A 20,413-nucleotide genomic window follows, 5' to 3' on the forward strand; every position below is an offset into this window, starting at 1 on the left:
CTAGTTGTGAATGCTTCTTCGGTATGCGGTAATGCCGTCGAACAAATTGGGGGTAGCTAGTGCGTCGCCAAGCTAGTGTTTGGATATGGGTTTTTATATTTTCAACCTTAATCCAAGCCGCGAAAGCCGATGATCGTGCGGTTTGTTTTGATCAACAGGCTATTCCCACCGACGCGATATCAGCTTGTGATCGCTTGTCCAAACTTCCGAAGGCGAATAGCGACGGAAAACTATTCTTGTGGCGTGGGATACATCGCCTCGCATCGAAAGATATCGATCAGGCTATTGCACACTTTGACCAAGCAATAAGTATGAGTCCAAATCTTGCTGTTGCCTACCCGAGTCCGCGCCGAAGTCGTTTCGGCAACAAAAAACAAGCAAGTGCCTTGGTCGAATTCGTCGCTGTTGGGCGAAGTGTATCTGGTCAGCGCGAAGTAGCTTAGGCGGCGCCGAACTTCCGCCACTGGCCTTTACCGGGCGCGTGAAACGATCCTCAGCAGGACCGCTATTCGGCACGTCGCACCATTTACTGCGTGGGTGTCGTCAACCCCTACCACCCTGCTTACGTCCAAATGAGTTTGACACGTCGGGCAAAACACTGGCAGAATAGCATCGTTGAAGATCAGCCCGCGCGGAGCAATCCGCCGCGGGCTTTTTATTTGCGGAGAATCGTCATTTTACGAATGGATTTCAAATGCCGAAATTTAGGAGAAGGACCGAGCTGCATCTTCCTGTTGCTCAGCATGTGGCGAGTGAAGGTTTCAGGGCACCGACGCTGGACGATATCGAAACCCTGGCACGCGCCAAGACCGAAGCCGCACTCAACGTGCTTGCTGCCACCATGTTTAGAGAGACAGCGAATGCGTTTGCGCGGGTCGCCGCCGCAAACGCTATTCTCGATCGTGGGTGGGGCAAGCCGGTGCAGCCCTTGGCTTCGGACGCACGGCCGCGCGAACTGCTGCAACGGATCGAACGCATCATCGTACATCCGGATCATTCATCGATAGTCAACAATGAGACCAGCGAACCCGAGGCTTCGTAGGCTTCGCATCGTCTTGTCTCCAGGCGAGGAAATTGCAATGGAAACACGGTCGCCATCGACTCCACCGGAGTCCAAAAATATGCATCCACAGCGAGAGAACGCGGCTCTGATCGGTTTACCCCGATGGATGCGCGACGCGCTATCTCATCAGCCGGCCCCGACGCCACCGCAGCAAGCCGGCAGCGTCGATGAGCCTGCACACGGTGAACGCGCGAATATTCGAATCTTGAGCCGCGTTCCTTCGCGCCCGACCTGAACTAGTCTGCAGTCGGTCCGAACCACCTCGTCATCGCGTCTGCGAGTCCGTGTAGGCTCTCATCTCCGACCCAGGCCACGTGCCCGTCGGGCCGCACCAGCACGGCGCCGGGTGCTGCGACTTGTTCGATCGCCGGAAGCTGCCACGGGCCGTCGTATTTGGCCTCGATGCGATCGACGCGATCTGCCCAGGGCGCGATGTCGAGGCCGCCTGCGTTGCCGAAATCGAGCAGCAAGCCGCGCGCTCTATGCATCAACGTGAACAGTCGCAGCGGACGCCCGTCGACCGTCAGATCGAGATCGGGCATGCGGCGCCCGAGCAGCGCGTGGCCTTGGCCGAGATCATAGTGCACGTCGAGCCCGCTCATCATCGCGCCAAAACGCTGGCGCGGCGCGTCCATGCCGAGCAGTTCGGACACGATTTCGCGCGCGGCCTTGAGGCCGGCTTCGCCGCGGCGGAGCAGGGCGATTTGCGCCATGGTGTTGCGCAAGGTCCGCGCGGTGACGGGATGGCGCTCGGCATGGTAGGTGTCGAGCAGGCTGTCGGGCGAGAGGCCCTTGACCACTTGCGCGAGCTTCCAGCCGAGATTGACGGCGTCCTGCACGCCAATGTTGAGGCCTTGCCCGCCGACGGAGTGATGGATATGCGCGGCATCGCCGGCGAGCAGCACGCGGCCTTTGCGGTAGGACACGGCCTGCCGTGCCGCATCGGTGAAGCGGGAGATCCATGACGGGTTTTGGAGTCCGAAGTCGGTGCCGTAGACAGCGGCGAGGGCTTCGCTGAGATCGCGGGCGCCGGGCGCGCCCGTGCGATCGAGCGTCGCTTCCGTCACGACCACCAGCACGCGCCCGCTCTCGGTCTTGCTGAGGCCGTGAAAGCCGAGCGCGTCGTGGCGCAGGCCCCAGGCAGGCTCGTCGCGCATCTCGACTTCGGCCATCAGATTGCTCAGCGTCGGCTCGGAGCCGGCGAAGTCGATGCCGGCGGCCCTGCGCACCAGGCTGCGGCCGCCGTCACAGCCGACCAGATAATTCGCGCGCAAGGTCTCGCCGTCGGACAGCGTCACGTCGATGCCGGTTTCGTCGTGCGTAAAACCCGTCACCTCGCGGTTTCGATAGATCGGCACCGCGAGCTCGCTGACCCAGTCGGCCAGGATGCGCTCGATGTGGCTCTGCCGCAGTGCGAGCCCGTAAGCGTGCCGGGTGGGGAGATCGCTGATGTCGAGCCTGGTCCAGGCAAAGCCCGCCAGCTGCGTGATCTGTCCTTCGCGCAGGAAGCGATCGGCGACGCCGCGCTGATCGAGGATCTCAATGCTGCGGGCGTGCAATCCGCCGGCGCGCGTGCCGACCAGTTCCTGATCGGCGCGTCGTTCGACCACGGCGACGTCGACATCCGCCAGGGCGAGCTCGGCGGCCAGCATCAGGCCGGTCGGTCCGCCACCGGCGATGACGACCGCATGGTCTGTCATCGCCGGATTGTTCGCGGTGGCCTGTTGTTTCCGGCTGCGCGACCGGGACGTCGGAAGCAATACGGACATGTCGTGCCCCCTCGACTTGTTGGTTGGGCCGAGGGTTCTACGCGATCACCGGGGACTTGAAGCAAGCCCGTTGCGCACCACATATCAGAATGGAAGGAAGAGCCTCGTCATACGGGCTCGCCGGCCTAATCATCCTTCGAGAGATCGCCAGGCCTGGTGGGACAATCGATGGTTCCGCCTTCGCCGTGAACGAGATCGCGATCCCGGTCCTCGGTTTCGTCAGCGTCCGAGATGAGAGCCTCTCGCGCGTCGCGCTCCCCGTCGATGCGCGGCTTCTGGCCCGGCAAGTCTCGCGATGTTTTCGGTGTCAGGTTCAGCGTCATTGGTCGATCCTCCTGACCGGCTAACGCGGGCAGGGACGGTTCGTTCGTTGACACGTCGGGCGAAACGCCGGCAGCCTGACTGGAATCCGCTTACCGAACGTCTCCGGTCAGCTTCAATTCTAAAAAATCGAAATGGAGATTGACCCGTCGGGCAAAACACTGGCATAGTGGCATCATCGAAAAGTTCGCAACGCCCGCGCGGGACAAATCCGTCGCGGGTTTTTTCGTATCCCATTTTTGGAATCGGACGGCGGCCCACGCATCACGGCCACGCACCTGCTTGAAACGCGTTGAGGGAGCGCCGATCGGCGTGCCGCCGTCCGTACCATTGCTGGCCGCGCACGCGCGAACGTGCCGGCCCGCGGCGCTGGGCCAGTGCTCGCGCCGCTGCGGTCTCCGGGAGCGGAGATCGGGCATTGGTGGGAGCCGGACAAATTGATGGGCTATTGCGTCGCGCTTTACTTCGCGAAACTCCTGGTCTGGGACAAGGTCCTCGGCTTTGGTTCCACGGACGCGTCGCGGGCTTTGCGGCGATCACGGCCAATCTGGTTGTCTCCTACTTCGCCAAGCGCGGCTTCGAGAACATTGAGAGGATCATCAAGCGGTGAAGATGGCAGATGACGAAGTCAGGGCGATCGTTGCCGAGACGCTGGCTGAGCAACACAGGCTTCAGCAGGCGAACATCGATGCCATCGTATTGCGGACAGTGGCATCGGTGCTGGCGTCTTTCGGAATAGACGATGACGATCGAAAAGAGCTAAGGGCGGATTTTCAGCACCTTCGCCGATGGCGAAGGAGCTTGGAGCAGGCGCAGAGCTACACGCTCAAGGCCGTGATTACGGTGATCGCCACCGGCCTGATGGGCGTGGTTGGGCTAAGCGTCAAGTTCGTGCTCGGCAAGTGAGCTTCAGCCGCGACGACATTGCTGCATTCCACTCGCGTCATCCTTCGCCAACGGACCGTCTCATGTACAAAATTCGCATTGTCGATGCATCCGACGACGACACCGCCGATACATTGGCCGACCTTCATCGGTTGACGTTCTTCGATGCGGCTCCCTTGCCACAATTCAAGTTAGGGGCGTGGTGGCTTGCCTATCACGGCGATGAGCCGGTAGCCTTCGCCGGTGTCGTGCCGTCAACGCACATCCGAAATGGCGGTTATTTCTCCAGGGTCGGTGTGTTGCAGCGGCACCGGGGACGTGACCTCCAATGCAGGCTGATGCGGGTGATCGAGGCAAGGGCACGGCGTATTGGATGGGACAGCATCGTCTCGGATACGACGGACAATCCGGTGTCTGCCAATAACTTCATCCGGGGGGCTATCGGCTCTTCGAACCCCATGTGCCCTGGGCTTGGCCGCATACGCTTTACTGGCGAAAGCGGCTTCGCTGAACGAATGGAGCCAGGTTTCCCGTGGTGCGGAACGCGATTCACGCGACGTAAAAATGGTTCGCGCGAGATGAAGCGCAACACGGAACGTTCAAGGGCCCGGCAGCTTGATAGCTGCCGGGCCCTTTTTGCGTATTGAAGCGATGCGGGCGAAGGACTTGCGAAGTCGGCGGTGCCGGGCTTTAAGTTTGCTCCTGCGGGAAATTCGGCAACCATAAGCCGATGTAAGGGAGCGCCGTCGATGCCCACCAAGCCTCAATTGCCGGAACGTTCGTCGCGGGCGACGGGCGCGCCTACCGCGCTCGATGGTCTGCTGGTCGTCGATTTCACGCGTGTGGTTGCCGGCCCGGCTTGTACGCAGACGCTTGCTGATTTCGGCGCGCACGTCATCAAGATCGAGAATCCAGACGGGGGCGATGACACGCGTGCGTATGAACACGCCGAGATCGGTGGCGAGAGTGCTGCCTATCTGAGCCTCAATCGCAACAAGCGTGGCATCGCGCTTGACCTTACCGTGCCGGAGGCTCGTGAGATCGCGCTGGATTTGATTCGCAAGGCCGACGTGGTCGTCGAGAACTTCTCCAGCGGGGTCATGAAGAAATTTGGGCTGGACTATGAAAGTGTTGCGCGGCTCAATCCGCGGCTAGTCTATTGCTCGATCTCCGCCTACGGGCGCACCGGACCGTTTGCCTCGCGTCCCGGCTTTGATCCGATCACGCAGGCGGAAAGCGGCTTCATGTCGCTCAACGGATTTGCTGATGGCCCGGCGGTTCGCACCGGCCCGCCGATCGTAGACATGGCGACGGGGATGTCTGCCTGCAACGCCATCCTGATGGCGCTGTTGGCGCGGGATCGGCTCGGCCGCGGCCAGCATGTCGAGGTCGCCCTGTTCGACGTCGCGATGGGCATGACCGGCTTCTATGGCATGGCCTATCTGATCAACGGCGAAAATCCCGGCCGGTTTGGTAATTCGCCGAGTGGCTCACCTACCGTCGGCGTGTACGAGGCGTCCGATGGACCGCTTTACATGGCCTGCGCGAACGACCGGCTCTATCGCCGACTGGTTGTTGAGGTGCTGAACCGGCCGGATCTGATCACCGATCCGCAGTTTGCCTCGCGCAAGGCGCGTTCCGAGAACAAGGAGCTTCTGCGGGCAGCCATCGCGGAGGTCTTCGCGAGCGATACTCTCGAGAACTGGATGACCAAGATGAAGCTGGCCAATATCCCGGTCGGCTATCTCCGAACGGTCGAGGAGGGGTTCAATGCACCGGAGGCGCGAGAGCGCCATCGCTTGAACCGGATTCCGCATCGTACGGCAGAGTGGGTCCCGAACATCGAGCCGCCGATTGCCATGAGCTTGACCGGCCCGATTGATCCTGTGGCTGCTCCGTTGCTGGGCGAGCATACGGAGCAGGTCTTGCGTGACACGCTCGGTTACGACGAGCGTCGGATATCCCAGTTCACCCAAAAGGGCGTCTTCGGCTCGGGCAAACCCTCCACGTCGGGCTGAGCCTGGAGGGTAATCCTACAGGCGAGGCCTCGCACGGCTGGCGGATCACGGCTTTGGGGATGCCGCCACCATCGCGGCATCGCATCCTTCCCGGGCCGCCTGTTCAGGGCGGCCATATCCAGACGGCGCTGGCTCCGCTTGATTTGGCAAAGGTCTCGCCGCATAAATGCGTAAAGCGAGGGATACGAATGGCGCCTGGTCAAGAGCCGAGCGTGGGCCGGCCCGCGGCGGTGCAATCCGATGAACCTGCCCATGCGGCAATGGTCGGGAAGGCCCGGGCGCTCGTCCCACGGCTGCGAGAGCGGGCGGCGCGGACGGAAGAGTTGCGGCATTTGCCGCCCGAAACGGAGCAGGATCTGCACGACGCGGGCCTGTTCCGGATGCTTCAGCCGAGGCGCATTGGCGGCGCAGAACTCGATTATGTCGCCTTGATCGATTGCGCGGACCTGCTCGGACAAGCAGACGCCTCGGTGGCCTGGAATCTGGCCAATCTGGCGAGCCATCACTGGATGCTCGGCATGTTCGAGCCGACGGCGCAGGATCTGGTCTGGGGCCGTGATCCGGACACGCTGATCGCGTCCTCGTTCATTTTTCCGGCCGGACGTGCCACGAGAGTCGAGGGCGGATACCGGCTCCATGGCAGCTGGCCGTTCTCCTCGGGCGTTGCCTCTTGCGCGTGGAACATGCTGGCAAGCGTGGTCTACTCCGACGACGAGGCAGACGGCATCGAGTATCGGATATTTCTGCTGCCGAAAGCCGACTACAAGGTCCTCGACACCTGGAATGTCGCGGGTCTGCGCGGGACAGGGTCCTGCGACGTAGAAGTCAGGGACGCTTTCGTGCCCGAGGACATGACGGTTGCAGTCGGCGATCTTGACGGCGGTCCGACGCCGGGAAGCAAGCTCAATCCCAACCCGCTGTATGCCCTCCCCGTGTTCTCGCTGTTTCCCTATGTCCTGTCCGGCGTCGCGCTGGGGAACGCGCAGGCGTGTCTCGACGATTATGCGGAGGTCGTCCGTCATCGCATTTCCACCTACAATCACGCCAAGCTGAGCGACTTTCAAAGCACCCAAATCAAGATCGCCGAGGCCTCGGCGAAGATCGACGCTGCACGCTTGATCATGCGCTCGGCCTGTCTGAATGCCATGGAGGATGCACGGCGGGGTCATATCCCCGATATGGCGACCAAGACCAGATATCGGCGCGACGGTGCTTTTTCAGTAAACTTCTGCACGGATGCGGTGTCGATGCTGTTTGCCGCGAGCGGAGCACGAGGCCTGTTCACGACGGGCGCGTTGCAGCGGCAATTCCGCGATGCGCACGCGATCAATTCGCATCTCGCGTTCAATTTCGATGCGGCAGGGACCAATTATGGACGTGTGGCGCTAGGCCTGCCGTCCGAGAATCTCACGCTGTGAGGCCGGCCGATGAATGATCTGCCGAAGCAGCCGGCCGTTCCCGATCCGGCCAACGAACTCGCGAGCGACAGCTCGCCGATCGATCCCCGCGATTTTCGCAGCGCGCTCGGCACCTACGCCACGGGGGTGACGATCATCACGGCCGCGGCTCCCGACGGCAAGCCCTATGGCCTGACGTGCAATTCGTTCGCGTCGGTCTCGCTGAATCCGCCGTTGGTTCTTTGGAGCCTGGTCGTCTATTCCTCTAGTCTGACCATCTTCCAGAACGCCAGTCATTTCACCGTCAACGTTCTTGGCGTTTCGCAACAGGCGCTTGCGAGCAAATTCGCCAAATCGTCTGATGACAAGTTCACCGGTGTCGACTGGACGCCGGGCCTCGGCAGCGCGCCGGTGCTCGCCGAGAGCGTTGCCAATTTTCAATGCCGCTCGGTCAATCGCTATTACGGCGGCGACCACGTGATCTTTCTCGGTGCAGTCGAGGCCTATACTTACAACACGAAGGAGCCGCTGCTGTTCGCGCGCGGCGCGTTCGGCCGATTTCTCGCCGACGGTTAGCGCAAGCAGTCACAGCAAGCGTGCTTCAGTTCGCGCTGGACGGTTCAGCGCTCCCCGCCGAAAGCTTATAGATTTCGAGCGCATCCGCATCCGCGCCTCGCGCGGCCTTGGCGAGCCTGAAAAGTTGTCCTGCGAGCGAAGCCATGGGCACCGGCGTCGACGTCGTCTGCGCGACATCGGCGACGGTATCGAGGTCCTTGAGCATTGTAGCGATATGACCAAGCGGCGGTGAGTGAATGCCCTGGACCATCCGTGGAACGAACAGCTGCAACGGAATGGAATCCGCGAAGCCGCCGGCGAGTGCTTCGGGCAACCGGTTGGCATCGATTCCGGCGTTCACGGCAAGGCGTGTTGCCTCCGCAAGAACGGCCATTGCGCATCCGACGATCACCTGGTTGCACAGCTTTGTGGTCTGCCCCGCGCCGGTCGGGCCCATATGGGTGAACCTGCGTGCCATGGCCAGCACGTAGGGGCGGACCCGCTCGACGTCGCCGGCTTTTCCGCCGGCCATGATGGCAAGCGTGCCTTCCTCGGCGCCCTTGGTACCACCGGAGACCGGCGCATCGATCCAGCCCGCGCCGTTCGCAGCTAACAATCGCGTTGCAAGGTCCCGTGCGGCGTCAGGATGGATCGAGGAGAAGTCGACCACGAGCTTACCCGCGCCGGGCGCAGTTGAGATGCTCTCGGGCCCGAAGATCACCTCTTCCACGGCAGCCGCATCCGTCACGCACATGAAGACGATGTCCGAGCTCTCCATCAAGTCGCGGGGGGTGGCTGCGCGCCTGGCACCGGCTTCCACGAGTGCGGCCATCTTCCCTTCCGAACGGTTCCAGACAGTGATCTGATGGCCGGTGTTGAGCAGGCGCCGGCTCATGGGTGTCCCCATCAGTCCAAGTCCGAGATAGCCGAGCCGCTCGACGTCCTGCGGGTTTGTCTTGCTCCCTTCAGCCATAGGTTGCCTCCATCTCTCGCTCCGCGACGCCGCGCGACGTTTCATTACCATACATGGTGTATCCCACGACGAAACCGCCCGGCCTGCATGGCTTGCTTGATTGTTTGAACCATGAAACATTTGCCGCGGTCGGGTTGGATAGCGCCGGTCGGCGCCTGGGCAGCGGAGTGGGCACGATGCGAACCGTTTCGAAGTGGATCCTGGCTTTGGGGGTGGCAGCGGCCGTGAGCGCGAGCGCGGACCCGTCATGGGCGCAGCAGACAATTCGCGTCGGCTGGACCATTCCGGCCGAGGAATCCAAATACTGGATGATGCGCCGCCCGGCTGAGTTTCCCAACATCGGCAAGGCCTACAACATCGAATGGACCCAGTTTCAGGGCACCGCTCCGATGACGCAGGCGTTGGCAGCGGGCGCGCTGGATTGCGCGACCCAGGCGCCGCTGTCGCTCGCCAACGGCGTGGTTGGCGGCAACCTCAAGGCCTACATCGTGGCGCAGCATGTCTTCGAGAAGGCCGGTGGTTTCTCGGTCTACTGGGCTGTCATGGACGACTCCCCGATCAAGACGATCGCCGATCTCAAAGGCAAGACGGTCGGAATTTCCGTGATCGGCGGCGGCACGCAAGGCCCGTTCAATCTGTTGCTGAAGCAGAATGGCATCGATCCGGCCAAGGACATCAAGCTGGTCGAGGTCGGCTTTGCCGTCTCCGAAGATGCGTTGCGGCAGGGCCGCGTCGATGCGGTCAACATGAACCAGCCGTTTGCCGCGCGCGCGGAGGCAAAGGGCGGCACGCGCAAACTGTTCTCGCTATCGCAGGCGATGCCGAACATCGTGCACATCCTGGAAGCCTGCCGTGCCGATTTCGTCGACAAGAATCCGGAATTGGTCAAGGCTTACGTGCGTGACATTACGTCTGGCATGAAGAAAGCACTGGCCAACCGCGAAGAGACGTTGAAGGTCGTCAACGAAGTCCTGAAGGCACCTATTCCGGTTCTCGAGACCTATCTGCTCAAGGACAATGATTTCGGTCGCGATCCGGGTGCGGCACCGAATTTCCCCGCGATCCAGAAGATGCTGGACATCTACGCGGAGACCGGAATGCTGCCAAAATTGGATGTCGCGCAATTCAAGCATTCGACGATTGTCGCTCCGCTGCAATAGGCGATCGGGCGAATGAACCGAGCGAGAAGGTCGCGGCGTCCAGGATGATCCGGGACGTTGCATGAAGAAGAAGCACGTATGAAGAAGCTCCGATCTCGGATCACGACGGATGGTCTCGACCGGGCTCCGCACCGCGCGTTCATGCGCGCCATGGGGCTCGACGACGCAGCGATTGCCAAGCCGATGGTCGGCGTCGTCAGCATGAAGGGCGAACAGACACCCTGCAACATGACGCACGACTTTCAGGTCGCGGCGGCCAAGATGGGAATCGAGGAGGCCGGCGGTACGCCGCGCGAGTTTTCGACCGTGTCGGTTTCCGACGGTATCAGCATGAATCACGAGGGGATGAAGTTCTCCCTGTTTTCGCGCGAGCTGATTGCCGACTCGATCGAAGCCGTCGTCCATGGTCTGGCCTACGACGCATTGATCGGTTACGGCGGATGCGACAAAACGCTGCCCGGCGTGATGATGGGCATGGTCCGGTGCAACGTCCCGTCCATTTTCATCTATGGCGGCAGCGCGCTGCCGGGCCGTATGGACGGGCGGACCCTCACCGTGCTCGACTCCTACGAAGCTGTCGGCAGCTTCATGACCGGAGAGATCGACAGTGCCACGCTCGAGCGGATTGAGCGGGCCTGCCTGCCGACCATCGGCGCGTGCGCCGGCCAATTCACTGCCAACACCATGGGGATGGTCTCAGAAGCGATGGGCCTCACCATTCCCAACGTGTCGATGGTGCCGGGTGTCTATGCCGAGCGCGCGCAGATATCCAGGCGAGCCGGGCGCCTCATCATGGAGATGCTGGAGCGCGGCGGGCCTTTGCCGCGCGACGTCGTGACGCGGAAATCGCTGGAAAACGGCGCGGCAATTGTGGCCGCCACGGGCGGTTCGACCAATGCTGCGCTGCATCTGCCAGCGATCGCGAACGAGGCCGGGATCGCATTCACGATCGATGATGTCGGCGAGGTTTTTGCCAGGACGCCGCTGATCGGAAACCTGCGGCCGGGAGGCAAATATACGGCGAAGGATGTCTACGATATCGGCGGCGCTGCCGTTGTCATCCGGGAGTTGATCCAGAGCGGGCATATTGATGGCAGTTGCCTGTCGATCACGGGCCGTACACTTGCCGAAGAATATGGCGCCGCCAACGCACCTGACGGAGAGGTCGTTTACGCAACTCGCGCGCCAATCATGCCTGATGGCGGCGTCGCGGTGCTGAAGGGAAACCTCTGTCCCGATGGCGCCGTCATCAAGGTTGCGGGACTGAAGAGCCAGTTCTTTGAAGGCGTAGCGCGCGTTTTCGAAGACGAGGAGGCCTGCGTCGCGGCGGTTCGTGATCGCACCTATCAGGCGGGCGAGGTTCTCGTGATCCGCAACGAGGGGCCGGTGGGCGGCCCCGGCATGCGCGAGATGCTCGGCGTTACCGCGCTGATCTACGGACAGGGCATGGGCGAAAAGGTGGCCCTGATCACGGATGGACGGTTCTCCGGCGCCACCCGCGGAATGTGCATCGGCTATGTGTCTCCCGAAGCCTTCGTCGGCGGTCCGCTGGCGCTGGTACGCGATGGCGACAGGATCCGGATTGATGCCGCAAACCGGCGGATGGATATGCTGGTCGATGAGCAGGAACTCACGGCTCGCCGACACGATTGGAAGCCGCGTCCGCCTCGTCACCGTGCCGGTGCGCTGGCGAAATATGCCCGATTGGTTGGCCAGGCACCGGGCGGGGCCGTCACACATGAGGGGCCCGCAGAATGGCCCTGGTTCGGTTGACGCGGCGAACCTGCCGGAAACAGCCACTGGTCTGGCAAGTTTCTTGCTAAGCTCGCGTCGCTGACGGAGGATGTTCAGCAAGCCTGTTGCGCAGGGTTCGCGCGCATGAAGTGAGGCGAGATGAAGGTAGTGCCTTCGAGATCGAGCGAATGGGTGAGACCGGTGACGCCGCAAAAACCGGCTTCTGCAATCATCGAGATCGAGAGCGTCTCGCAGGTATTTCAGACCTCGGCGCGCAAGGACCATGTGGCGCTATCGGACATCTCTCTGGCGATCGAGGAGGGAGCCTTCGTCTCCATCCTTGGTCCGTCGGGCTGCGGCAAGTCGACATTGCTTTACGTCGTCGGCGGCTTCGTCAGCCCGACCAGCGGCTCAGCGAAGATCAGGGGACGGACGATCACGGGACCAGGGCCGGATCGCGGTCCGGTGTTCCAGGAGTTCGCGTTGTTTCCGTGGAAGACCGTGCTGGGTAACGTGATGTACGGCCCTCGCCAGCAGGGCGTGCGCACCACCGAGGCGGAAGCCCAGAGCCGGGCCCTGATCGAAATGGTCGGGCTCAAGGGCTATGAGAACTTCTATCCCAAGGAACTGTCCGGCGGCATGAAGCAGCGCGTGGCGCTGGCTCGAACGCTGGCTTACCATCCTGAGGTTCTGTTGATGGACGAGCCGTTCGGCGCGCTCGATGCTCACACGCGAACGCGCCTGCAGAACGATCTGTTGAACATCTGGGAGCGTGATCGCAAGACGGTGCTGTTCGTCACGCATTCTGTGGACGAAGCGGTTTTCCTCTCGGACAAGGTCGTGATGATGTCGAAGTCTCCCGGCCGTATCCGCGAGGTGATCGACATCGATCTGCCGCGGCCGCGCCGACGCAGCGAGCTGCTGCTCGACCCCCGCTACCAGAAATACGTTGTCGATATCGAGCGCATGTTCGACGAGGTCGACGAGACGGGATCGCGGTCGTGACGTCGCTGGCGGCCTTGGGCAAGCGTGCCGCTCCGGTGTTTGCCTGTATCGGGCTTCTGGCGGCATGGCAGGTTGCGTCACTCGCGCTCAAGAACGACAGCTTCCCGACGGCGATCGAGGCAATCCGTGCAATCCCGGACATCCTCGGAGACAAGGAAGCTCTGATCAACATCCTGGCCTCGCTCCGCCGCATGGCGGTCGGGTTTGGCATAGCGGTATCGGTTTCGATCCCACTCGGCCTGTTGATGGGTCGCAGCCGGGCCGTCGCGGCGTTCTTCAATCCGCTCCTGATGGTGATCTACCCGGTGCCGAAGGCCGCCTTGATGCCGATCATCATGCTGTGGCTGGGCGTCGGTGACATCACGAAGACGCTGGTGATCTTTCTCGGCGTCAGCCTGCCCGTCATCTATCACAGCTTCGAGGGCGCCAAGGCGGTGGAAGAGAAGATGCTATGGTCGGGCGCCGCGATGGGGCTTTCGCCTGCGCAACGGCTGGTCCGGATCGTACTGCCGGCGGCGCTGCCGGAAATTCTGACCGGTTGCCGCACTGGACTCGTGCTAGCGCTGATCACGATGATTACGAGCGAGATGATCGCTCGTCAGTCCGGCGCCGGCAACATCTTGTTCAACGCGCTCGACATGGGCCAATACGACACCGTCTTTGCGATGATCATCATCGTGGGGGCGATGGGAATTTGCCTCGATGCGATCTTCGAGCGGGTCCGCGCAAGGCTGGTGCGCTGGTCCGAACCGCAGTTCGACATGCCGCTGAGCTTCTCATGATCCCGCAGCTTCGCTCCACCAGCATCATCCTCGGGCTTGCGCCGATCGTGCTGGTGATCGCGCTGTGGCAAGGCCTTGTATCATTTGGCTTTGCGCCTGCGGTGTTGCTGCCGCCGCCCGGATATGTCTTCAGCAGGTTGCTTCAGCAACTCGTGACATGGACGTTCCAGCAGGAGATCGCGGCGACCCTGTTCCGGTTGTTTGCCGGCTTCGCGATTGCGGTCGTCCTCGGTGTCAGCACCGGCATCGCCGCCGCAGCCAGTCCGGCTATCAACGCCGTGGTCCGGCCGATCGTGCGCGTGCTCGCGCCCTTGCCCAAGGTAGCGCTCTATCCAGCTTTGCTGCTGCTGCTCGGTTTCGGCCACGGATCGAAGATCACGCTGGTGGCGGCGGACGCACTCTTTCCCATCTTGCTCTCTACTTATTACGGTGCGTCAACTGTGGAGCAGAAGCTGATCTGGTCGGCCATGGCGGCGGGAACGCCGCGCTATGAGATCCTGTTCAAGGTGGTGCTCCCGGCCGCGATGCCGTCGATCCTGACCGGTTGCCGGATCGGCCTTGTCATTTCCTGCATCGTGGTGTTTCTGGCGGAGATGATCACGTCGAGCGACGGGCTCGGACATGTGCTCGTCACGGCGGCCCGGACCTTTCAGGCCGTCGACATGTTCGTGCCGCTGATCACGATCTCGCTGCTGGGCCTCATCCTCAATGGTCTGCTGGGGGCAGTGCGCGCGTACCTGCTGCGGGGTTTCCCCGAAGCATGAACTGACGAAGAAGAAACAGGAAGACCGGGAGTAGACCATGCTGGCTGATCGCATCGAGGCAAAATGGATCGACGCATTTTGCGAGATTTTTGAGCGATGCGCCGTCAAGGCCGGCGATACCGCGGCGATCCTCTCGGAAACCCAGTCACGTGCGTTGAATGTTCACTTGGCGGAGCTCGCGCTGCTGCGGATGGGCGCGCGACCGTTTCACGTGGTCATGCCGACCCCGCGTAACCGGAATATCGTTCCGGTTCGCTCGACAGGGGCGAGCGAGGCGATCCAGCGGCTCGGCCCGGTCATCACCGCGCTTCAACAGGCCGGTTTTGTGGTGGATTGCACCATCGAGGGCCTGATGCATGCGGTGGAGACACCCGAGATCCTCAAAGCCGGCGCGCGTATCCTGGTGATCTCCAACGAGCATCCCGAGGCGCTGGAGCGGATGGTGCCGGATCCCGCGCTCGAGAAGCGCGTTCGCGCAGCGGCGAAGATGCTGCGCGGGACCAAGCGGATGCAGGTGACGTCAAAGGCCGGCACGGCGCTCGACGTCGATATGGTCGGCGCGTCCACGGTCGGCGTGTGGGGCTGGACGGACAAGCCTGGGACGCTGGCGCATTGGCCCGGCGGCATCGTCGTCAGCTTCCCCAAGAGCGGAACGATCAATGGCACGCTGGTGATGGCGCCAGGCGACATCAACCTGACCTTCAAGCGTTACCTGACCTCGCCGGTGAAGATGACACTGAAGGACGATTATGTGGTCGAGCTGGAAGGAGAGGGCACGGATGCCGCGATGATGCGTGCCTATCTTGCCGCCTGGGGCGATCGGGAAGCCTATGCGGTATCGCATGTCGGTTTCGGCATGAATCCGGGCGCGCGCTACGAGGCGCTGTCGATGTATGACCAGCGCGACACCAACGGCACTGAAATTCGTGCCGTCTCCGGCAACTTCCTGTTCTCGACCGGTGCCAACGAATTCGCCGGCCGTTACACGGCGGGCCATTTCGATCTGCCGATGATGGGGACGACGATCGAGCTCGATGGCGTCGCGGTGGTGCGTGAAGGGGTGCTTCAGGACGTCTTCGGCTAGTTCCGATCGAGCACCGGTGGCCTAGCAAGGTCAAAGTGACGGAGCAGGTCGACCATGGCCTGAAGCCGCTTCACCCGATAGGCATCAACGTCCATGCCTGAATAATCCAGAAAGCCGGCACCCGTGCGCAGGCCAATCCGGCCCTCCTGCATGTTCCGCGAAATGACCTCCGGCGCACGATAGCGGTCGCTGCCGAGTGCGCCCTCGAGATAACGACTGGCGTAGTAGAGGATGTCGCCGCCGCCCCAGTCGATGAATTCGAGCAGGCCGAGCACGGCATATCGAAAGCCGAAACCGTAGCGGATCGCCTTGTCGATCTCCTCGGCGCTGGCGACGCCTTCCTCGACCATGCGCGCGGCCTCGTTCATCGCCAGCGCCTGGATGCGCGGGACGATGAAGCCGGGTGTCGCCGCGCACACCACCGGCACCTTGCCGATGCCTTCGAGCAGCGCCTTGACCTCCTCGACGATGCCTGGATCGGTGGCCTTACCGGGCGAAATCTCCACCAGCGGAATCAGATAGGCCGGATTGAGCCAGTGCACATTGAGGAAACGGCGGGGATTCACGATCGCGCCTGAGAGGTCGTCGACGAGAATGGTCGACGTGGTCGATGCGATGATCGTATCGGGGCCGACTTGTTGTGAGGCCGCCCCCAGCACATCCCGCTTGAGCCCGACGACTTCGGGGACTCCTTCAAAGACTATTCCAGCATTGGACAGTGCCGCACCGCTCTGGCTGGCAGGCACCACCGAGACCCGCGCGATCAGCGGGTCGACATCCGTCTCGATCAGTAGCCCCAGCTTCGCCAGGCTGGCAAAGGTCTTGCTGATTTCGCCGAGCGCATCTGCCTGCAGCCTGGCGAAATCTTCCGCTGAACGGGCCTTGATGTCGATCATCGTGACCGTATGCCCGGCATAGGCAAACGCGACGGCGATGCCGCGGCCCATGCGGCCGGCCCCGAGACAGGCGATGGTGGCTCGGCTGGTCATCGCTCAAAATCCCCTGCGAAGAAGCGTCTGCAAAGCGGCCTTGTCGAGATTGCCGAGCCCCAGCGTCTCGAGGGTTCGGCCGCCTTGCGTAAAATCCTCACCGCAGATTGCGCCACCGAAGGCCAGGAATGCCTTGGCCAGCGGCGTAGCCACGCCCGCCAAGCCGGCGACGGAGACCAGCAGCGATAGCCCAAGCCGCAAATCTTCTCTCATGTAGCGATGCTCGGTCAGCACGATCCGCTCGCGCCAGTCACCGGAATCGGTCAGCCGGTCATGCGAGCCGCGGCCGTACATCCAGATCTCGCCTTCCCTGGCGTAATGATGGGCGAGCGGAAAATGCGGTGCGCCATATCCGAGCGCCTCACGGACTGCGATCCGTTCGGCGTCGAGCGCGTCGGTGACCCGACGAATCGCGGCTTGCGTTCCTTCCTTGTGGATGTCCCACTTTTCGAAATGCTCGATCGGGCCTGCATTCATCACGATCAGGGGCGGATGGATAATCGGGCCTGCGTTCATTAGCGCACCGGAGAGAGCATCTCCGCACGGCTCGATTGCGCCGGGGAACGCCTGTCCAATCACTTCAAGTGCGCGCGGCGCCTGATCGAGCGGGAAAATGCCGACCGGCAGTCGCTTGGCGCGGATGGTAATCGCGACCTCGAACGGGCCGTGCTTGCGGGTTAGCCAAGGCAAGGTCCCGGTTTCGGCAAAGCACGCCTTGGCGCGGTTGCCGGCATCCCGCGCAGCCTGGGCGAAGATCATCGAGCCGAATGTCGCCGGCGGCAGAAACACGACCTGTCCATCCCGCAGATGTGGGGCAAGCAGGCGCGCGATATCAGTCTGCGCGAAGGCGGGGGCGGGGCACAGGATCAGCTCTGCGCCGTTGACGGCCTCGGCAATGCCGGTCGTCACCAGCGCCAGTTTCACGTCGTGACGGCCGTTATGATCCTTCACCAGGATGCGCGAGCCGGCGGCGCGATGTGCTGCGACCTGATCCGCGTCGCGGCGCCAGAGCCGGACCTCATGTCCCGACAGCGCAAAATCGCCCGCGGCCGCGAAAGAGCCGTTTCCTCCCCCCAGAACCGCAATCTTCAAGATGCTTCTCCTTGCGTGCGCGATTGCGCATCAAGCTGCTTCAGCAGGAAATGCTGGACCTTGCCCAGCGCAGTGCGCGGCAGGTCCGTGACGAAAACGATGTCACGCGGGACCTTGTAGCGGGCGAGTTGTGCCTGGAGATGCACTTTCAACGCGTCTGCTTCCAGTCGACCGCCGGATCGCGGGATCACGTAGGCGATGGGCACCTCGTCCCAGCGTGGATCGGGCCGGCCGATCACGGCGCATTCGCTGACATCGGGATGTTCGAGCAGGACGCGTTCGACCTCCGCCGGATAGACGTTCTCGCCGCCGGAAATGATCATGTTCTTCTTGCGGTCACGCACCCAGAAATAGCCGTCCGCGTCGCACAGGCCGATATCGCCGGTACGATACCAGCCGTCGTGGAGCGCATCGCGCGTGGCGTCCGCATTGCCCCAATATTCGAAGAACACGTTGGGGCCGCGCACCGCGATCTCGCCCGGCGCGCCCGCCGGCACTTCGTTGCCGGCCTGATCAATCACTTTCGCTTCGCAGCACAGGCCGGCAAGTCCGGTCGATCCCGCGCGCGAGAGATCGCCACCAAGCCGGGTGTAGACAGCAATCGGGCAAGTTTCCGTCGAGCCGTAGACCTGGAGCACCGGGACGCCGCGCGCCACGAAGCGGTCGATCAGATGCGGCGGCACGATAGTCGAGCCGGTCGCGACGGCTTTGAGTGACGAAAGGTCGGTCGTGGTCCAGGCGGGATGCTCGCTTACGGCCTGGATGATCGCCGGCACCATCACGGTTAAGGTCGGCCGCTCCCGTTCGATGGCCGCAAGCGCGGTGTCCGGCGTGAAGCGTGCGTGAACCGTGACCGTCGCGCCCAGATGGAGCGCCGCCGTAGTCTGGATGTTGAGGCCGCCGACGTGGAAGAACGGCAGCAGCGTCAGCACGTGGTCATCGGACGTCATGTTGTGCATGTGCTGGCTCATGACGCCGTTCCAGAACAATGCCTCCTGGCGCAGAACCGCGCCTTTGGGCCGTCCGGTCGTTCCTGATGTGTAGACAATGAGAAGCGGACAGGAGAGATCGGTGTGCGGGTTGCGGCCGGTGCCCCGGCTTCGAGCCAACAGGTTTTCGAACGTCGTGCCGCAGGGCGGCTCGAAATCGAGCCCGACGATTGCGGTTCCCTCAAGCTCGGCAAGTACCCCCTCAAATGCTTGCTCGAGCATCAGGACCTTGGCGCCGGCATCGTTGAGGATGAAAAGCTGCTCGGCGACAGCCAGCCGCCAGTTCAGGGGCACCAGCATCGCGCCGAGCCGCGCGCAGGCATAGAGCAGAACCAGATAGTCCGGCCGGTTCAGGCTGAGGATCGCAACGCGGTCGCCCCGGCCTACGCCAAGCTCCTGCTTCAATGTCGCGGCGGTCCGTTCGATGCGCGCAGCGAACGCTGCATAGCTCAACCGTTTGCCTTCAAAGGCAACGGCTGTCTTGTCTGGCGCGAACGCCGCGTTGCGATCGATCAGACTGCAGAGGTCCACCGTCAGTCGTCCGTTTCGCCGGCCTCGTACAGCGCCTCGCGCCCGATCCGGTCGAGGCAGAGCTCGGCTGTCCACGGCAACATCAGAGAGCCGCAGCGGCTGTCGCGATAGATCCGCTCGAGCGGCAGCGAGCGGAGCATGGCCTGACCGCCGCAGGTGCGGATCGCGAGCGCGGCGAGCTCATTGGCGCCCTCCATCACCGAATATTGCGCGGCATAGGCACGCAGTACCTGCTCCTTGCTCGGATTGGCGCGCGCCTCGGTGACCGCCTGGAACCAGATCGCCTTGATCTGCTCGAGCTTGATCTGCATCTGCGCGACCGCAATCTGCTTGGTCGGATACATCCTGCGCTTCACTGGCGGCATGCCCGGCACTTCGCCGCGCAGATAACGCACGGTGAAGTCATAGGCGGCTTGCGCAAGGCCCATATAGGTCGGCGACAGCGTCAGGAACATGTGCGGCCAGCGCATCGCGGCCTGGAAATAGACGCCCCGCGGCATCAGCGCCGAATCTGCCGGCACGAACACGTCCTTGAACAGCAGCGTGCGCGAGACGGTTCCGCGCATGCCGAGCGGGTCCCAGTCGCCGACGACCGAAACGCCTTCCGATTTAGAGGGGATGGCGAGGTAAAGCGTATTGCGGCGCGAAGCCTTCTCGCCTTCCTCGATCTCGGTGCAGAGAACGCCGTAATAATCCGCATGACCGGAGAGTGATGCAAAGATCTTCTTGCCGTTGACGATCCAGCCGCCCTCGACCGGCCTTGCTTCCGTGCCGAAAGCGACGCCGCCTGCCGCTGCCGCACCGCCCTCCGAGAAAGGCTGCGAATAGATCGCGCCATCCTCGACGATGCGCTTGTAGTGGACTGCACGCCGCTGCTCGTGCTCGGCGCGGGTTTCAGCATCCATGTCGAGATCGTCGGCGAGCGGACCGGACCACAGCGTCGAGCAGACATGCATGTTCCAGGTGAGCGCAGTCGCGCCGCAATAACGGCCGATTTCGGCTGCCGCCAGTGCGTAGGTTTGATAATTCGCCCCCAGCCCGCCATGTTTCTTGGGGACGGCAATACCGAGCAAGCCGGCGCGATGCAGGTCGCGATAATTCTCTGATGGGAAGATCGCCTCGCGGTCGTAAGTCGCGGCGCGGCCGGCGAACACGCTCTGGCCGATCTCGCGCGCCCGCGCGATGATGCCGGCCTGCTCGTCGCTCAGTCGGAATGCGACGGGATCGAAGATCGGTGCATCCAGCGCGACCTTGTCAGTCGCGCCGATGGTCTTGCTGACTTGCATGGTCATTGCGCAGTCA

The 20,413-nt window shown here is 62.6% G+C and carries 19 protein-coding genes and 1 pseudogene; 13 read left to right on the top strand and 7 right to left on the bottom strand.

The window, feature by feature from the left end; all coding sequences use genetic code 11:
• Nucleotides 1-59 precede the first annotated feature (59 nt).
• Nucleotides 60-443, top strand: coding sequence for a tetratricopeptide repeat protein (locus AC0L3K_RS09500; protein WP_473365924.1), 384 nt, complete (start codon nucleotides 60-62; stop codon nucleotides 441-443).
• A 251-nt stretch (nucleotides 444-694) separates the two neighbouring features.
• Nucleotides 695-1,042 (top strand): hypothetical protein, encoded by a 348-nt coding sequence (locus AC0L3K_RS09505; RefSeq protein WP_473365807.1) that lies wholly within the window; start codon nucleotides 695-697, stop codon nucleotides 1,040-1,042.
• 257 nt (nucleotides 1,043-1,299) lie between these two features.
• Here AC0L3K_RS09505 and AC0L3K_RS09510 read toward each other — a convergent pair whose 3' ends face one another.
• Nucleotides 1,300-2,832 carry an FAD-dependent monooxygenase gene (locus tag AC0L3K_RS09510; protein ID WP_473365808.1) on the bottom strand — a complete coding sequence of 511 codons (1,533 nt, stop codon included), beginning with the start codon at nucleotides 2,830-2,832 and terminating at the stop codon, nucleotides 1,300-1,302.
• A 125-nt stretch (nucleotides 2,833-2,957) separates the two neighbouring features.
• On the bottom strand, nucleotides 2,958-3,155 hold the full coding sequence (locus AC0L3K_RS09515) for a hypothetical protein (RefSeq protein WP_473365809.1): 198 nt from the start codon (nucleotides 3,153-3,155) through the stop codon (nucleotides 2,958-2,960).
• A 604-nt stretch (nucleotides 3,156-3,759) separates the two neighbouring features.
• On the opposite strand from AC0L3K_RS09515, the gene AC0L3K_RS09520 reads away from it, so the two are divergent.
• The 5 genes and pseudogenes from AC0L3K_RS09520 to AC0L3K_RS09540 all read left to right on the top strand — a co-directional run bounded on the left by AC0L3K_RS09520 (nucleotide 3,760) and on the right by AC0L3K_RS09540 (nucleotide 8,029).
• The gene (locus tag AC0L3K_RS09520) at nucleotides 3,760-4,059 is read left to right on the top strand and encodes a hypothetical protein (protein WP_473365810.1); all 300 of its coding nucleotides are present in this window, start codon (nucleotides 3,760-3,762) and stop codon (nucleotides 4,057-4,059) included.
• A 62-nt stretch (nucleotides 4,060-4,121) separates the two neighbouring features.
• A pseudogene (locus AC0L3K_RS09525) lies at nucleotides 4,122-4,549 on the top strand (GNAT family N-acetyltransferase).
• Nucleotides 4,550-4,787: 238 nt separating this feature from the next.
• Entirely contained in the window at nucleotides 4,788-6,056 is a 1,269-nt protein-coding gene (locus tag AC0L3K_RS09530) for a CaiB/BaiF CoA transferase family protein (RefSeq protein ID WP_473365915.1), read from the top strand.
• Between the two features lie 188 nt (nucleotides 6,057-6,244).
• Complete coding sequence (locus AC0L3K_RS09535; RefSeq protein ID WP_473365811.1) at nucleotides 6,245-7,474, top strand: acyl-CoA dehydrogenase family protein; 1,230 nt, start codon at nucleotides 6,245-6,247, stop codon at nucleotides 7,472-7,474.
• A 9-nt stretch (nucleotides 7,475-7,483) separates the two neighbouring features.
• On the top strand, nucleotides 7,484-8,029 hold the full coding sequence (locus AC0L3K_RS09540) for a flavin reductase family protein (RefSeq protein WP_473365812.1): 546 nt from the start codon (nucleotides 7,484-7,486) through the stop codon (nucleotides 8,027-8,029).
• Nucleotides 8,030-8,054: 25 nt separating this feature from the next.
• Here the strand turns inward: AC0L3K_RS09540 and AC0L3K_RS09545 are convergent, their stop codons facing one another.
• Nucleotides 8,055-8,981, bottom strand: coding sequence for an NAD(P)-dependent oxidoreductase (locus AC0L3K_RS09545; RefSeq protein ID WP_473254991.1), 927 nt, complete (start codon nucleotides 8,979-8,981; stop codon nucleotides 8,055-8,057).
• Between the two features lie 176 nt (nucleotides 8,982-9,157).
• Here AC0L3K_RS09545 and AC0L3K_RS09550 point away from each other — a divergent pair, with 176 nt between their 5' ends.
• The 6 genes from AC0L3K_RS09550 (at nucleotide 9,158) to AC0L3K_RS09575 (ending at nucleotide 15,510) form a co-directional block, all read left to right on the top strand.
• Nucleotides 9,158-10,141: an ABC transporter substrate-binding protein gene (locus tag AC0L3K_RS09550; protein ID WP_473254990.1), complete on the top strand. Its 984-nt coding sequence runs from the start codon at nucleotides 9,158-9,160 to the stop codon at nucleotides 10,139-10,141.
• 78 nt (nucleotides 10,142-10,219) lie between these two features.
• Entirely contained in the window at nucleotides 10,220-11,914 is a 1,695-nt protein-coding gene (gene ilvD, locus AC0L3K_RS09555; protein WP_473254989.1) for a dihydroxy-acid dehydratase, read from the top strand.
• Nucleotides 11,915-12,034: 120 nt separating this feature from the next.
• Complete coding sequence (locus AC0L3K_RS09560) at nucleotides 12,035-12,880, top strand: ABC transporter ATP-binding protein (protein WP_473365813.1); 846 nt, start codon at nucleotides 12,035-12,037, stop codon at nucleotides 12,878-12,880.
• Nucleotides 12,877-13,662, top strand: coding sequence for an ABC transporter permease (locus AC0L3K_RS09565; protein WP_473254987.1), 786 nt, complete (start codon nucleotides 12,877-12,879; stop codon nucleotides 13,660-13,662). The genes AC0L3K_RS09560 and AC0L3K_RS09565 overlap by 4 nt, the downstream gene beginning before the upstream one ends.
• Nucleotides 13,659-14,426, top strand: coding sequence for an ABC transporter permease (locus AC0L3K_RS09570; protein WP_473254986.1), 768 nt, complete (start codon nucleotides 13,659-13,661; stop codon nucleotides 14,424-14,426). The genes AC0L3K_RS09565 and AC0L3K_RS09570 overlap by 4 nt, the downstream gene beginning before the upstream one ends.
• Before the next feature lie 37 nt (nucleotides 14,427-14,463).
• Nucleotides 14,464-15,510 (top strand): 2,5-dihydroxypyridine 5,6-dioxygenase NicX family protein, encoded by a 1,047-nt coding sequence (locus tag AC0L3K_RS09575; protein ID WP_473254985.1) that lies wholly within the window; start codon nucleotides 14,464-14,466, stop codon nucleotides 15,508-15,510.
• Here the strand turns inward: AC0L3K_RS09575 and AC0L3K_RS09580 are convergent.
• Genes AC0L3K_RS09580 through AC0L3K_RS09595 form a run of 4 tightly spaced genes read right to left on the bottom strand, consistent with a single transcriptional unit; the run spans nucleotide 15,507 to nucleotide 20,403 of the window.
• Nucleotides 15,507-16,499: a 3-hydroxybutyryl-CoA dehydrogenase gene (locus AC0L3K_RS09580; protein ID WP_473254983.1), complete on the bottom strand. Its 993-nt coding sequence runs from the start codon at nucleotides 16,497-16,499 to the stop codon at nucleotides 15,507-15,509. The two genes, AC0L3K_RS09575 and AC0L3K_RS09580, sit on opposite strands and share 4 nt — an antisense overlap.
• A 3-nt stretch (nucleotides 16,500-16,502) precedes the next feature.
• Nucleotides 16,503-17,591, bottom strand: a complete 1,089-nt coding sequence (locus AC0L3K_RS09585; RefSeq protein WP_473365814.1) for an NAD/NADP octopine/nopaline dehydrogenase family protein — start codon at nucleotides 17,589-17,591, stop codon at nucleotides 16,503-16,505.
• On the bottom strand, nucleotides 17,588-19,111 hold the full coding sequence (locus AC0L3K_RS09590; RefSeq protein WP_473365815.1) for a class I adenylate-forming enzyme family protein: 1,524 nt from the start codon (nucleotides 19,109-19,111) through the stop codon (nucleotides 17,588-17,590). Before AC0L3K_RS09590 ends, AC0L3K_RS09585 begins: the two co-directional genes overlap by 4 nt.
• Before the next feature lie 2 nt (nucleotides 19,112-19,113).
• Entirely contained in the window at nucleotides 19,114-20,403 is a 1,290-nt protein-coding gene (locus AC0L3K_RS09595) for an acyl-CoA dehydrogenase family protein (RefSeq protein ID WP_473365816.1), read from the bottom strand.
• Nucleotides 20,404-20,413 lie beyond the last annotated feature (10 nt).

The sequence above is a fragment of the Bradyrhizobium sp. MI1.10 genome, from assembly GCF_055811035.1.

Coding starts and splice junctions, on each gene's coding strand:
- AC0L3K_RS09515 (WP_473365809.1), bottom strand. CDS start 3,155: ATGACGCTGAACCTGACACCGAAAACATCGCGAGACTTGCCGGGCCAG.
- AC0L3K_RS09535 (WP_473365811.1), top strand. CDS start 6,245: ATGGCGCCTGGTCAAGAGCCGAGCGTGGGCCGGCCCGCGGCGGTGCAA.
- AC0L3K_RS09540 (WP_473365812.1), top strand. CDS start 7,484: ATGAATGATCTGCCGAAGCAGCCGGCCGTTCCCGATCCGGCCAACGAA.
- AC0L3K_RS09545 (WP_473254991.1), bottom strand. CDS start 8,981: ATGGCTGAAGGGAGCAAGACAAACCCGCAGGACGTCGAGCGGCTCGGC.
- ilvD (WP_473254989.1), top strand. CDS start 10,220: ATGAAGAAGCTCCGATCTCGGATCACGACGGATGGTCTCGACCGGGCT.
- AC0L3K_RS09575 (WP_473254985.1), top strand. CDS start 14,464: ATGCTGGCTGATCGCATCGAGGCAAAATGGATCGACGCATTTTGCGAG.
- AC0L3K_RS09510 (WP_473365808.1), bottom strand. CDS start 2,832: ATGTCCGTATTGCTTCCGACGTCCCGGTCGCGCAGCCGGAAACAACAG.
- AC0L3K_RS09505 (WP_473365807.1), top strand. CDS start 695: ATGCCGAAATTTAGGAGAAGGACCGAGCTGCATCTTCCTGTTGCTCAG.
- AC0L3K_RS09530 (WP_473365915.1), top strand. CDS start 4,788: ATGCCCACCAAGCCTCAATTGCCGGAACGTTCGTCGCGGGCGACGGGC.
- AC0L3K_RS09550 (WP_473254990.1), top strand. CDS start 9,158: ATGCGAACCGTTTCGAAGTGGATCCTGGCTTTGGGGGTGGCAGCGGCC.
- AC0L3K_RS09560 (WP_473365813.1), top strand. CDS start 12,035: ATGAAGGTAGTGCCTTCGAGATCGAGCGAATGGGTGAGACCGGTGACG.
- AC0L3K_RS09570 (WP_473254986.1), top strand. CDS start 13,659: ATGATCCCGCAGCTTCGCTCCACCAGCATCATCCTCGGGCTTGCGCCG.
- AC0L3K_RS09595 (WP_473365816.1), bottom strand. CDS start 20,403: ATGACCATGCAAGTCAGCAAGACCATCGGCGCGACTGACAAGGTCGCG.
- AC0L3K_RS09580 (WP_473254983.1), bottom strand. CDS start 16,499: ATGACCAGCCGAGCCACCATCGCCTGTCTCGGGGCCGGCCGCATGGGC.